This is a genomic window from Paraburkholderia aspalathi (assembly GCF_905220735.1).
In the GTDB taxonomy this organism is placed as follows: Bacteria; Pseudomonadota; Gammaproteobacteria; order Burkholderiales; family Burkholderiaceae; genus Paraburkholderia; species Paraburkholderia aspalathi.
The window spans coordinates 331798-344858 of sequence record NZ_CAJNBA010000006.1; the positions used below are offsets into that span (position 1 = coordinate 331798).

Annotated in this window: 11 protein-coding genes and 1 tRNA gene; 10 read left to right on the forward strand and 2 right to left on the reverse strand. The window is 63.5% G+C overall.

Annotated features, from left to right (window positions below):
• Positions 1 to 85 precede the first annotated feature (85 nt).
• The 10 genes from rsmB to KHO30_RS30670 all read left to right on the forward strand — a co-directional run bounded on the left by rsmB (position 86) and on the right by KHO30_RS30670 (position 9425).
• On the forward strand, positions 86 to 1525 hold the full coding sequence (rsmB, locus tag KHO30_RS30625) for a 16S rRNA (cytosine(967)-C(5))-methyltransferase RsmB (protein ID WP_211703195.1): 1440 nt from the start codon (positions 86 to 88) through the stop codon (positions 1523 to 1525).
• The gene (locus tag KHO30_RS30630) at positions 1522 to 2121 is read left to right on the forward strand and encodes a DUF4390 domain-containing protein (protein WP_054037187.1); all 600 of its coding nucleotides are present in this window, start codon (positions 1522 to 1524) and stop codon (positions 2119 to 2121) included. Before rsmB ends, KHO30_RS30630 begins: the two co-directional genes overlap by 4 nt.
• A complete protein-coding gene (locus KHO30_RS30635) occupies positions 2111 to 4525 on the forward strand; it encodes a sensor histidine kinase (RefSeq protein WP_211607419.1) in 2415 nt (804 codons plus the stop codon). Before KHO30_RS30630 ends, KHO30_RS30635 begins: the two co-directional genes overlap by 11 nt.
• Positions 4526 to 5215 (forward strand): response regulator transcription factor EsaR, encoded by a 690-nt coding sequence (gene esaR / locus KHO30_RS30640; protein WP_093634629.1) that lies wholly within the window; start codon positions 4526 to 4528, stop codon positions 5213 to 5215. It abuts the gene before it with no gap.
• A gap of 97 nt (positions 5216 to 5312) precedes the next feature.
• A tRNA-Phe gene (locus tag KHO30_RS30645) sits at positions 5313 to 5388 on the forward strand.
• 438 nt (positions 5389 to 5826) lie between these two features.
• Positions 5827 to 6558, forward strand: a complete 732-nt coding sequence (gene queC, locus KHO30_RS30650) for a 7-cyano-7-deazaguanine synthase QueC (protein ID WP_063494462.1) — start codon at positions 5827 to 5829, stop codon at positions 6556 to 6558.
• Between the two features lie 85 nt (positions 6559 to 6643).
• Positions 6644 to 7276, forward strand: a complete 633-nt coding sequence (gene queE / locus KHO30_RS30655) for a 7-carboxy-7-deazaguanine synthase (RefSeq protein ID WP_054037112.1) — start codon at positions 6644 to 6646, stop codon at positions 7274 to 7276.
• A gap of 9 nt (positions 7277 to 7285) precedes the next feature.
• Positions 7286 to 7729 carry a 6-carboxytetrahydropterin synthase QueD gene (gene queD, locus KHO30_RS30660; protein ID WP_093634683.1) on the forward strand — a complete coding sequence of 148 codons (444 nt, stop codon included), beginning with the start codon at positions 7286 to 7288 and terminating at the stop codon, positions 7727 to 7729.
• Between the two features lie 212 nt (positions 7730 to 7941).
• On the forward strand, positions 7942 to 8724 hold the full coding sequence (locus KHO30_RS30665) for an HpcH/HpaI aldolase family protein (protein WP_054037117.1): 783 nt from the start codon (positions 7942 to 7944) through the stop codon (positions 8722 to 8724).
• On the forward strand, positions 8721 to 9425 hold the full coding sequence (locus KHO30_RS30670; protein ID WP_211703196.1) for a tetratricopeptide repeat protein: 705 nt from the start codon (positions 8721 to 8723) through the stop codon (positions 9423 to 9425). Before KHO30_RS30665 ends, KHO30_RS30670 begins: the two co-directional genes overlap by 4 nt.
• Positions 9426 to 9553: 128 nt before the next feature.
• On the opposite strand, the gene rodA is transcribed toward KHO30_RS30670, so the two are convergent.
• Together rodA and mrdA are read right to left on the reverse strand one after the other, a co-directional pair.
• Complete coding sequence (rodA, locus tag KHO30_RS30675; RefSeq protein WP_054037121.1) at positions 9554 to 10702, reverse strand: rod shape-determining protein RodA; 1149 nt, start codon at positions 10700 to 10702, stop codon at positions 9554 to 9556.
• Positions 10703 to 10712: 10 nt separating this feature from the next.
• The gene (mrdA, locus tag KHO30_RS30680) at positions 10713 to 13049 is read right to left on the reverse strand and encodes a penicillin-binding protein 2 (RefSeq protein WP_211703197.1); all 2337 of its coding nucleotides are present in this window, start codon (positions 13047 to 13049) and stop codon (positions 10713 to 10715) included.
• Positions 13050 to 13061: the final 12 nt, after the last annotated feature.

Here is a 13061-nt window from a genome sequence, read left to right on the forward strand (position 1 = left end):
GCCTTCGGCGGTCTCCACCCCTCGCCACGCTACAATGTGTGCTGATTGCGCCGCGCGTACCGCGCGGCCTGCCTTTGCCTTTTTCATGACTCCAAAGCCTTCTTCGCGTTCTGCTTCGCCATCGACGCGTCCGCGCGAATCCCGTTTGACGATGCTGCATCTCGCGCCCGAATCGCTCGGTTTCGCGCTCGACTGCGCGGGCCAGGCCGTCGGCGCCGTGCGCCTCGGCGCGGCCTTGCCGGCCGCGCTGCAAGCCGTATTCGTCTCCGCGCCTGAAGGCAGCGCCGCTGCTGCGCGAGGCGCGGTGCAGGACATCGCGTACCGCACCATGCGGCGTCTGGCGACCGCCGAGTGGCTGATCGCGAAGTTGGTGAAGAAGGCGCCGCCGCCGCACGTCGGTCATGTGCTCGCCTGCGCGCTCGCTTTGCTCGTCGACGATGAAGCGAACGCCGCCTACACGCCGTTCACGGTTGTCGATCAGGCGGTGAGCGCCATCGCCGCGCGTCGTGAATTCGCGTTCGCAAAGGGTCTCGTCAACGCCGTGCTGCGCAATTTCCTGCGCGAGCGTGAGGCGCTGCTGAGCGCAGCGCAAGCCGACGAAGTCGCGCGCTGGAACTACCCAGCGTGGTGGATCGATGCGGTGAAGCGCGCATGGCCCGACGCATGGCAGGCCGTGCTCGCCTCCGGCAACACGCAAGGTCCGCTGACATTGCGCGTCAACGCGCGCCGCTCGACAGTCGACGCCTATCTGCAGGTACTGCAGGCCCATCACATTCCCGCGAGCAGGTCCGGCGAATACGCCGTCAAGCTCGCCACGGCGATGTCCGTCGACCGGATCCCCGGCTTCAACGACGGCGTGGTGTCGGTGCAAGACGCCGGCGCGCAACTCGCTGCGCAACTGCTCGGCGTGCGTGACGGCATGCGTGTGCTCGACGCGTGCGCGGCGCCTGGCGGCAAAACCGGCCATCTGCTCGAACTCGCCAACCTGCAACTCGTGGCGCTCGAAAGCGACGCATCGCGCGCGCGTCGCATCGGCGAAAACTTGCAGCGGCTCAAGCTCGAAGCGGAAGTGCGTATCGGCGACGCGGGTGCGCCCGCAAAATGGCACGACGACATCGACCAGCCGTTCGACCGCATTCTGGCCGACGTGCCGTGTTCGGCGTCCGGCATCGTGCGGCGTCATCCGGATATTCGCTGGCTGCGTCGCGCGTCGGATATTCCCGTACTGGTTGCCGAGCAGCGCCGCATTCTCGAGGCGCTATGGCCACTCGTGAAGCCAGGCGGCGAGTTGCTCTACGTTACGTGTTCGATCTTTCCCGAAGAAGGCGAGTTGCAGGCGCGGTGGTTTGGAAACAAGTACCAGGATGCGGTACGATTGGACGCGCCGGGGCAACTTTTACCCGCAGTTGCCCGCGCGCCCGCCGGCACATCGGCCGGGTCCCATGCCGGACATGTCGCTGAGGATAGCGCCGGCTCGAACTCAGACCACGACGGATTTTTCTACGCGCGCTTTCAGAAACGGTGACCATCAAACGCTTCTTCCCGCTTCGGCTCGCTGCCGTGCTCTGGATCGTGCTGGCCGTGTGGCTCGCCGTACCGGGCGCGGCGTATGCCGATTCGATCGCGGTGCAGCGCGCGTCGCTGCAATCGGACAACACCGGCTGGAGCATCGACGCGCGTTTCGACTTCGACCTGAACAGCAATCTCGAAGACGCCGTCAACAAAGGCATTCCGCTGTACTTCACGACGGACTTCGAACTGAGCCGGCCGCGCTGGTACTGGTTCGACGAGCAGCCGGTGAGCGTGTCGCAGAGCATCCGCCTGTCGTTCCAGCCGCTCACGCGTGAGTATCGTGTGTCGAGCGTGTCGTCGGGTGGCTTGCAGCTCGGCTTCACGACGCTGAAAGATGCGCTCGCGGTGATCAAGCACATCACGTCGTGGCACGTGATCGACCGCAATCAGGTGCATGTCGGGGAGACGTACAACGCGTCGGTGCGCATGCAACTCGACATCGCGCTGATGCCCAAGCCGTTCCAGATCGACGCGGTGAACAACCGCGACTGGAGCCTTTCGTCGGAGTGGAAACGCTTTACCTTCACGGTGACCGAACGTGCTAAATAGAGTGCGCCGAGCCACCAGCGTCAGCAGCATCGTCGTGCGCGTGCTGGTGTCCACGGTCGCCGTGACGGCCGTGCTGCTGCTCGTCCTGCTTGCAGCGGCGAGCGCGAATACCGAATTTTTCGACCGCTATTACCAGTGGCTGTACGCGGCCAACCTCGTGGTCGCGATGATCTTTTTGCTGGTGGTGGCGACGCTCGTCATCATCATCATTGCGCGGCTTAGAAAAGGTAAGTTCGGCACCCGGCTGTTAGCGAAGCTCGCGTTCTTCATGGCGCTGGTCGGCGTGGTGCCGGGCGGCATCATTTACGTGGTCTCGTATCAGTTCGTCTCGCGCAGTATCGAATCGTGGTTCGACGTGAACGTCGAAACCGCGTTGACCTCGGGCCTGAATCTCGGCCGCGGCATGCTCGACGCGTCGCTATCCGATCTGCAGACCAAGGGGCGCCTGATGTCTGAACAGCTGGCGAGCGCTGATGCCGCCGGCACCACGCTCACGCTGCTGCGCTTGCGCGATCAGTTCGGCGTGCAGGACGCGACGATCGTCGAACCCACGCGCAGCATGTCGGGCGCGACACCGGATATGCACGTGGTCGCGCAGGCATCCGGCAATTACGCGACGCTCGTGTCGAACGACTTGCCCACGCCGTTGATGATCGATCAGGCGCGTGGCCGCGGCTATGCGGCGATCGAAGGGGAAGTCGACGGCGATCCGCGCGCGCATGGCAGCAAGGGCGCGTTGCGGCTGCGCGTCGTGCAGCGCATTCCCGATTCGAACGCGGCGCTGTTGCAGCCGACCGAACGCTTCCTGCAGCTCACGCAGCCGGTGTCGCCGTCGCTCGCGCGAAACGCCGATGCAGTGCAGCGGGCCTATCGCGAATATCAGGAAAAGGCGCTGGGCCGTACCGGCTTGCGCAAGATGTACATCGGCACGCTGACGCTTGCGCTGTTCCTCGCCACCTTCATCGCGATGATGCTGGCGCTCGCGCTCGGCAATCAGCTTGCGAGGCCGTTGTTCCTGCTCGCGCAGGGTACCAAGGAAGTGACTGAGGGCGACTACACGCCGAAGCGCGAAATCAAATCGCGCGACGAACTGGGCTTCCTCACGCAGTCGTTCAATGCCATGACGCGGCAGCTCTCCGAAGCGCGTGCCGCGGTCGAGAACAACCGGATCGCGCTCGAACATTCGAAGGCCTATCTGGAAAGCATTCTCGCGAACCTGACCGCGGGCGTGTTCGTGTTCGACCGCCAGTTCCGTCTCACCACCGCAAACCGCGGCGCCGAACGGATTTTCCGTCAGCAGTTCCAGGAGGTGCTGGGTTCGGCGCTCGAGCAGATTGGCGTGTTGAGCGAATTCGGCGGCATGGTGCGCAAGGCCTTCGCCGATCGCGAGGCCGCAAGCGGCGACGGTCACGACGACCGTGGCCACTGGCAGCAGCAGTTCTCGGTGCAGGTGCCCGGCGAAACCGAGCCGCTCACCTTGCTCGTGCGCGGCGCGCGCCTTGTGTCGGCCACCGACCGCGATGCAGAAGACATGCAGACTTCCGGCTACGTCGTAGTGTTCGACGATATTTCGGATGTGATCTCCGCGCAGCGTTCGATCGCGTGGGGCGAAGTCGCGCGGCGTCTCGCGCACGAGATCAAGAACCCGCTCACGCCGATCCAGTTGTCCGCCGAGCGTTTGCAGATGAAACTCGCGGACAAGCTGTCGCCATCGGATGCCGATGTGCTGAAGCGCGGCGCGACCACCATCGTGAATCAGGTCGCGGCGATGAAGCAGATGGTCGACAATTTCCGCGACTATGCGCGTACGCCGCCGGCGGTGCTCGCGCATCTGCAACTGAACGAACTGGTCAGCGAAGTGCTCACGCTGTACGGTATCGAAGAAGGTAAAGGCGCGATTCAGGTAGAGCTCGCGGATTTGCCGGCGATTCGCGGCGACGCGACACAATTGCGACAGGTGATTCACAACCTGCTGCAGAATGCACAGGATGCCGTGGCCGACGTCGAACAACCGCGTGTGTTGCTCGAGACGAGGACAGTAGAATACGGAGACCCCGACGCGGAAGGCAAAGTACACGTCGCGGTGCGTCTGACAGTGTCGGATAACGGACCGGGCTTCCCCGCGCGTATCCTGACACGTGCATTCGAACCTTACGTGACGACCAAGGCCAAAGGTACGGGCCTCGGTCTTGCGATGGTCAAGAAGATCGTCGACGAACACGGCGCGCGCATCGACATTCGCAACCGCATGAAAGCGGGCGATGTGATCGAAGGCGCGCAGATATCGATCCTCTTCCTTCAACTGGCAGACGATGCCGCGGCACCTGGAGCAGGGTCGCGGCCGGCGCATGGCAATGCGCCGCAGGGAACGACTAAAGCAACAGTGCAGACAAGGGCAGCGTAAATGGCAACCATCCTGGTGGTAGATGATGAAATGGGCATCCGGGAATTGCTCTCGGAGATCCTGAGCGACGAGGGGCATGTCGTGGAGGCCGCGGAAAACGCGCAGGAAGCGCGCGAATTCCGCTTGCGCCAGGCGCCGGACCTGGTGCTGCTCGACATCTGGATGCCCGATACGGACGGCGTGACCTTGCTCAAAGAATGGGCCGCGCAGGGGCAACTGACCATGCCGGTGATCATGATGTCCGGTCACGCAACGATCGATACAGCGGTTGAGGCGACCAAGATCGGCGCACTCAATTTCCTCGAGAAGCCGATTGCGTTGCAGAAGCTGCTGAAGGCCGTCGAGCAGGGCCTCGCCCGCGGCAATGCGGTCGGAGCACCGGGCGGCGCGGTCGCCAAGCCGGTGTTGCCGGTCAGCGCTTCGGCTGTGGCTTCGGCGGCTGCGTTGCCGATGCTGTCGTCGGATGGCATGGGTAGCGGCGCGTTGGCTGCGCAAACGGCGTCGATCTCGTTCGACATCCCGTTGCGCGATGCGCGCGATGCGTTCGAGCGTGCTTACTTCGAATATCACCTCGCGCGTGAGAATGGCAGCATGACGCGTGTCGCGGAAAAGACGGGTCTCGAGCGCACGCACTTGTATCGCAAGCTCAAGCAACTCGGTGTCGATCTCGGTAAGAACAAAGGCGAGTGAACGGCCGGCGCAATGCGTGCAGGCTCGGGCGCGGTAGATTTTTTCGAGAGGGGGCTTGCCGAGCAGCTGACCCTTTGATATCATTTCGTTCTTCGTTGGCCCGGTAGCTCAGTTGGTAGAGCAGCGGATTGAAAATCCGCGTGTCGATGGTTCGATTCCGTCCCAGGCCACCAGGATTCAGCCCCAGGAAATCGCAAGATTCCTGGGGCTTTTCCTTTTCTGATGGGCATGTGTGGCGGCATAGGCAGCTTGCCCCGCAAGCGGGTGTGCTCGGCGGCATTGGGCGCCGCGTGATAAAATCGCGCCAGTTCAAGGACTTGCATGCGAGGGTGCTGTCGGCGTTCCACTTGCGCGCCACCGCACCAAACGCGTCTTTTCGTATCCTGAAGCAGCGCTTTTTGCGCACTCTGCCGCAACACGGCAAGGCCGCAACAGGTGCCGAACCCTTCGCCCGACGATTAACGGTATAAGCGCCCAGCGACTCTGCATGCGGAAGGCGCGGCCTATACTGCTTTGGGCCGGCAGCAGTGCCGGCACGCGTCGCGCCGCGTTGCTTGCATGGCGCACCTCGCGCAGCGCGACGTGGCACTCATCATTCACGGAGTTTCACGGTGATCCGCAAAGACGCTAAACGTAGCGCTCTGGTGCTGTTTTCCGGCGGCCAGGATTCCGCCACGTGCCTCGCCTGGGCCCTCGAACGTTATGAAACGGTCGAGACGCTGGGCTTCGATTATGGCCAGCGGCACCGAGTCGAACTCGAATGCCGCGAAGGCTTTCGCAACGCGGTGACGCGGGCATTTCCGGCTTGGGCCGACCGCCTCGGCGAAGATCACATGATCGATCTGTCGGTGCTCGGCTCGATCAGCGATACCGCGATGACGCGCGAGATCGAGATTCACGCCACGGCGAACGGTTTGCCGAATACGTTCGTGCCGGGCCGCAATCTGATGTTCATGACGATCGCCGCGGCCATCGCGTATCGGCGCGGTTTGCAGGTGCTGGTCGGCGGCATGTGCGAGACGGACTTCTCGGGCTACCCCGATTGCCGCGACGACACGATGAAGGCATTGCAGGTCGCGCTGAACCTCGGCATGGATACGCGCTTCCTGCTCGAAACGCCGCTGATGTGGCTCGATAAGGCCGATACGTGGCGTCTCGCTCACGAGTTGGGCGGCGACGAACTGGTCGAACTGGTGCGCGTCGAGACGCATACCTGCTATGTCGGCGAGCGCGCCGAGTTGCATGCATGGGGTTTCGGTTGCGGCGAATGCCCCGCGTGCCGCTTGCGCAAGCGCGGTTACGAAGCGTATCTGGCCGGTGAGAAGGTGACCGAGCCGGTCTGACGCTCACCGAAGTTTTACGCTGGCGCACCGTGCGAACGGGCGCCGCGCAGGCAATTATTTTCAGGAACACAAGGCAGAAAGCAGCATGACTTACGCGGTCAAGGAAATCTTCTACACATTGCAGGGCGAGGGCGCGAATGCCGGGCGTCCGGCCGTGTTCTGCCGGTTCGCCGGCTGCAATCTGTGGTCGGGCCGCGAAGAAGATCGTGCGGATGCGGTCTGCCGTTTCTGCGATACGGACTTCGTCGGGACCGATGGTGAGAACGGCGGCAAGTACCGTACTGCCGAAGAGTTGGTGCAGATGATCGCGTCGCAATGGCCGGAAGGCGAGGGCGAACGCTTTGTGGTCTGCACGGGCGGTGAACCGATGTTGCAGATCGATCAGCCGTTCGTCGACGCGCTGCATGCCGCCGGCTTCGAAATCGCCATTGAAACCAACGGCTCGTTGCCGGTGCTCGAGACGATCGACTGGATCTGCGTGAGCCCGAAGGCCGACGCGCCGCTCGTCGTCACCAAGGGCAACGAACTGAAGGTCGTGATTCCGCAGGACAACCAGCGTTTGTCCGAGTATGCGAAGCTCGACTTCGAGTATTTCCTCGTCCAGCCGATGGACGGCCCGTCGCGCGATCTCAACACCAAGCTCGCGATCGACTGGTGCAAACGCCATCCGCAATGGCGCCTGTCGATGCAGACCCACAAGTATCTGAACATTCCCTGATTTGCCGTGCTGACGATTACACGAAAACTCGAATTCGACGCGGGCCACCGCATCCCCGATCACCGCAGCCAGTGCCGTAATCTGCACGGCCATCGCTATGTGCTCGAAATCACGCTGCAAGGCGACCTGGTCGATACCGAAGGCGCGCCGGATCGCGGCATGGTGATGGACTTCGCCGACGTGAAGTCGCTCGCGGTCGAGCATCTGGTCGACAAGTGGGACCATGCGTTCCTCGTCTACGAAGGCGACACGCAGGTGCGGGGTTTTCTGGAAACCATGGCGGGGCACAAGACGGTCGTGCTCGATCGCATCCCGACCGTTGAAAATCTCGCTGCCGTCGCGTTCGATATCCTCGCGAACGTCTACGACGCGCATTACGGCGTGAATCTGCGTTTGCATAAGGTGCGTCTGTTCGAGACACCGAACTGCTGGGCCGACGTAGTCCGCGATTAAGTTCAGGGCCGCGCGACTCGAGCCCGCGGCCCAACCCCCGCGTTATTGTCACGGTATGATCGCTCCGATAACCACATGGAGCGAGACATGCCGGTCACCGCATTGCGTCGCAGCAGGCATTCAGGCCGTCACGGCCCGGGCGTTGGCCTGTTCGGCTGCGCCATCCTCACCCGCGTTTCAAGCGATGTATTCCATCGCCAGGGAGCGCGGCAATGAGCACCTTCACAAATCCCCTCAAGCAACGTCTGAAAGAAGCCGATACATTGTTCGGCCTGTGGCTTTCGCTCGGCAGCGATTCCGCAGCCGAGGCGCTCGCGCACGCCGGTTTCGACTGGCTGCTGATCGACATGGAGCATGCGCCGAACGATAGCGGCGACGTCACGTCGCAATTGCGCGCGATCGCCGCTGCGCATTTGCCGAGCGAACCGGTCGTACGCGTGCCTGCCAGCGAGGCGTGGCTCGTCAAGCGCGTGCTCGACGCCGGCGCCCGTACGCTGATGTTCCCGAATATCGAAACCGCGGACGAGGCGGCACAGGCCGTGCGTTTGACGCAGTACCCGACCGCCGATGCACTCGACGGTCAGCGCGGTGTGGCCGGCGCGGTGCGTGCGGCCGCGTACGGCATGCGGCGCGACTACGTGCAATCCGCCAACGCGCAGATCGCGACCATTGTGCAGATTGAGTCGGCGCGCGGTTTGCAGGAGGTGGAGAAGATTGCGGCGACGCCAGGCGTCGATTGCCTGTTCGTCGGACCGGCCGATCTGGCCGCGAGTCTCGGCCACCTCGGCGATTCGAAGCATGCCGACGTGCAGGCGGCGATGGCGCGCATAGTCAGCGCTGCCGACAAGGCTGGTATCGCCGCAGGAATTTTTGCTATGGATGTCGCGAGCGCCAAGCAGCATCGCGATGCGGGTTTTCGTTTTATCGCCCTGGCCGCCGACGTCATGTGGATGTTGCGCGCAACCCGCCAGGCGTTGCAGGAGGTGAGGACATGAAGGGGATGGTGCAGTGCGTCGTGGTGCGTCTGGCGGTTACAGCGGCGTTGATGGCGAATGTGACGGCGTATGCGCAGGACAACCGCGTCGCGAAGTCGAACGATCCGGAGACTCAAACCGCGGTCGCCGACTACAACGCCGGCAATCTGGGCGCGGCGCTCGCCGAGTTCCGCAAAGCCGCGCAGCGCGGCAGCCGGCTGGCCGAGTTCAACTACGCAATGATGTTGCTCAACGGTGAAGGCACCACAGCCAATGTCGATGAAGGCAAGAAGTGGCTGCGCAAAGCCGCCGACGCCAACATGTCGCACGCGCAGTATGTGTACGGCAAGATGTACGACGATGGCGAGTTCGTCGGGCGTGATCCGGTCGAAGCGCACCGGTGGTTCCTGAAGGCCGCGCAGCAGGGGCACGTGCAGGCAGAGCTCGCGTTGGCCAACCAGTTTCTCGATGGCCGTGGCACGAGTCGCGACAACCAGCAGGCGTTCGTCTGGTACAAGAAGGCCGCGCAAGGCGGCGACATGACTGCGCAGTATGTGACCGGCTCGTTCTACGAACGTGGCGGTGACGGCGTGGACAAGAATCTGAACGTGGCGCGCGCGTACTACGCTGCTGCGGCGGCACAGGGCGATCCGGCGGCGAAGCTCAAGTATCAGCAACTCAGCGCGCAGTTGCGGGATCAGAAGGAAGTGAAGCCGCAGTAGACGAGACCGTATTAAATGAAAAGGGGCGCTCCTGACGGTGCGCCCCTTTTCTTTATCGGGCCTGCTACGGTCTGCTGCGACTTTGCTGCAATCGGCTCCGCAGTCTGAGACCTACGCCCAGCCCCACTCTAACTCTGCATCAGCCGCTTCTGCCGCGCGACGCTCATGATGAGGCCGATCGCGACCCCCAGCGTAGTCAGCGCAGTGCCCCCGTAGCTCATGAACGGCAAGGGCACGCCCACCACCGGCAAGATCCCGCTCACCATACCGATGTTGACGAACGCATAGGTGAAGAACGCCATCGTCAGCGATCCGGCCAGTAGCCGTCCAAACAGCGTCGCCCCATTGGCGGCGATATACAAACCGCGCGCGATCAGCAGCATATAAAGCGTGAGCAGCACGATCCCGCCCGCCAGCCCGAACTCCTCGGAGAACACGGCGAAGATGAAGTCAGTGTGCTTCTCGGGGATGAACTCCAGGTGCGCCTGGGTACCCTTCAGCCAGCCCTTGCCGAGCGGGCCACCCGAGCCGATTGCAATCACCGCCTGAATCGTGTGGAAACCCTTGCCGAGCGGATCGGAAGTCGGGTCCAGCAGCGTACAGATACGGTGCTTCTGATAATCGTGCATCAGCGGCCACTGCACTTCCGGCTGACAGATCTTGTCCTGGAACGCCGCGATCGAGCCGACCGCGATCACGCCGGCAATCAGCACCGGCACGATCAGCTTGAAACTCAGCCCCGCGAAGTAAATCACGAAGAGGCCGGCCGCGAACACCAGTACGGCGGTGCCGAGGTCAGGCTGCTTGGCGATCAAACCGACCGGCACGATCAGGATCAGGAAGCCGACCAGAAAGTCGTACCAGCGCATCACGCCTTCGCGGCGCTGGTAGTACCAGGCGAGCATCAGCGGTGTAGCGATCTTCAGGATTTCCGATGGCTGGATCACCACGCCGACGTTGATCCAGCGCTTCGCGCCCTTGCGTGTGAGGCCGAACAGCGCCACGGCCACCAGTAACGCGATCCCGAACGTATAGAGCGGGACCGCGAAGCGCATCAGTGTGGTGGGTGGCACATTGGCCAGCGCCCACATCAGCACGAACGTCAGCATGATGTTGCGCAACTGGTCTTCCACGCGGCCGGGCATGTCCAGCGTCGCGCTGTATAGCGTGATGATGCCGACGCACAGCAGCAGAAATACGATCAGGGCGAGCGGCCGATCGAAGCCCACGAACATCCGCTTGATGCGGTCGAGCCAGGCGCGCTTGTCGAATTGCATGCCTTTCTCCTTACTCGTCGATGCCGCCGGAAACCGGCTGGCGTGGCGACGTAGGCTGAATGCTGTCATCCCGCGACGGAGCGGCGGCAGTCGGTACCGACTCGCTGCTCGGGCGGGGTTTGTGCGGGACGCCGGATTTACGCGGCGTCGGAATCTTTGTGGAGGCGGACGCGGAGGCAGCGACGGCCGCCGACGCGCCGGATGCCGAAGCAGCCGCCGCAGCTGGCGATGTCGCAGCCGTGGCCGCCGATGCAGCAGCCGAAGCTGATGCAGCCGCCGCAGCGGAAGCTGCCGCCGCGGCCGAAGCAGCACCCGGCATCGGCAATGCCGTGAAGCCCGCCGCGACCTTGACCGGCTGCGCCGCGTCCTGCGGCGCCGGTGCGCTGCCCACTTCGGGCGCGGACGCATCCTCCGTCGCCGAGGCCGCTGCCGCGACGGCCGCCGCTTCAGCGCCGGGCTTGTTCTTGCCGACCAGGTAGTAATCGAGCACGCGCCGCGCGATCGGACCGGCCGCTTCCGCGCCCCAGCCGCCGTTTTCGACGATCAGCGCGAGCGCGATCTTCGGTTGCTCGGCCGGCGCAAACGCGATGAAGAGCGCGTGGTCGCGCAGGTGCTCGGCGATCGCATGGCCCTTGTAGTTCGCGCCTTGCAGCGAGTAGACCTGCGCCGTACCGGTCTTGCCGGCGGCCAGGTAGGGGGCGCCGATGAACAGCTTCGACGCCGTACCGTTGGTCACGACGCCTTCCATCGCGCGCTTGATGATGTCGATGTCCGATTGCTTCACCGCGATCTTGTCGCTCGGATCGCGCACGACCGGGCGCGTATCTTTGGTGATCGGATTTTCGATGTCGCGTACGAGGTGCGGCTTCATCACGACGCCGTTGTTCGCGAGCGTGGCCGTGGCGTGAGCGAGCTGGAGAATGGTGAACGAGTTATAGCCCTGGCCGATGCCCAGACTGATCGTTTCGCCTTCATACCAGCGCTGCTGCTCGGGTTTGCGGTACGCCTTGCGCTTCCAGTCCGTCGACGGCAGGATGCCGCGCGCTTCGCCCGAAATGTCGATGCCGGTGATCTGGCCGAAGCCCCACGGCTTCATGAAGCCGGCGATCGCGTTGACGCCGAGATCGTGCGCGAGCATGTAGAAATACGTGTCGTTCGACACCACGATCGCGCGGTTCATGTCGACCCAGCCCTGGCCCGAGCGCACGTCGTTGCGGAACGTGTGGCCGCCGAACGTGTACGAGCCCGGATCCTGGAAGCCCCAGCCCGGCGTGCGCTTATGCAGCGTCAGCGCGGCGAGCGCCATGAACGGCTTGTAGGTGGAGCCCGGCGGATAGGTGCCGTGCAGCGGACGGTTCAGCAGCGGATGGTCGGGCGAGTTGTTGAGCTCGTCCCAGGTCTGCTGATCGATGCCGTCGACAAACGAATTCGGATCGAAGCTCGGCGCCGAGACGAACGCGAGCACATCGCCGCTTGCCGGTTCGATCGCGACCAGTGCCCCACGGCGGCCCGCAAACGCCTGTTCGGCGACCTGCTGCAGACCGATATCGATCGACAGTTCAAGGTTGTTGCCCGGCGTTGCCTGGGTGCGTGACAGCGTGCGCACAGGCCGGCCGCCGGCGGTGACTTCGACTTCCTCAAAACCGGTCTGGCCGTGCAGTTCCGTTTCGTAGCTCTGTTCGACGCCGATCTTGCCGATGTAGTCGGTGCCCTTGTAGTTGTTCGCGTCGAGGCGCGGATCGTAGTGATCCGGATCGCTGTCGTTCTGATCGCTGGCGTCGTCGATGCGGTCCTGATCGCGCTGCGAAATCCGCCCGATATAGCCGATCACGTGTGCCGCAGTGGGGCCGAGCGGATATTGGCGGAACAGGCGCGCGCGCACTTCCACGCCCGGAAAGCGGAAGCGCTGTGCGGTGAAGCGCGCGACTTCGTCGTCGGTGAGGCGGGTGCGGACCGGCAGGCTCTCGAAGTTCTTCGAGTCTTCCTGCAGCTTCTTGAAGCGGCGCCGGTCGCGTGCGTCGATCGAGACCACGGTGGCCAGATTGTCGATCACGTTTTCGAGCGTGTCGTTCAGCTTCGACGGAGTGATTTCCAGCGTGTACGCCGAGTAGTTCTTGGCCAGCACCACGCCGTTACGGTCGGTGATGATGCCCCGGTTCGGCACGATCGGCGCGACCGAGATGCGGTTTTCGTCGGCTTGCAGCGAGTACTTGCTGTAATGCCAGACCTGCAGGACCAGGAAACGGAAACCGATCAGCCCGAAGCAGACGAACACGAACACGCCCGCCGCCGCTACGCGCAGGCGGAACTTCGAGAGCTGTTGCTGAGTGTCCTTGAATTCGGTCATGCGATTCTGCAA

What these genes read in the sequence shown, in the direction of transcription:
- mrdA (WP_211703197.1), bottom strand. Translation starts at nt 13,049, where the DNA reads ATGACCGAATTCAAGGACACTCAGCAACAGCTCTCGAAGTTCCGCCTG.
- KHO30_RS30665 (WP_054037117.1), top strand. Translation starts at nt 7,942, where the DNA reads ATGAGCACCTTCACAAATCCCCTCAAGCAACGTCTGAAAGAAGCCGAT.
- esaR (WP_093634629.1), top strand. Translation starts at nt 4,526, where the DNA reads ATGGCAACCATCCTGGTGGTAGATGATGAAATGGGCATCCGGGAATTG.
- rsmB (WP_211703195.1), top strand. Translation starts at nt 86, where the DNA reads ATGACTCCAAAGCCTTCTTCGCGTTCTGCTTCGCCATCGACGCGTCCG.
- KHO30_RS30670 (WP_211703196.1), top strand. Translation starts at nt 8,721, where the DNA reads ATGAAGGGGATGGTGCAGTGCGTCGTGGTGCGTCTGGCGGTTACAGCG.
- rodA (WP_054037121.1), bottom strand. Translation starts at nt 10,702, where the DNA reads ATGCAATTCGACAAGCGCGCCTGGCTCGACCGCATCAAGCGGATGTTC.
- queE (WP_054037112.1), top strand. Translation starts at nt 6,644, where the DNA reads ATGACTTACGCGGTCAAGGAAATCTTCTACACATTGCAGGGCGAGGGC.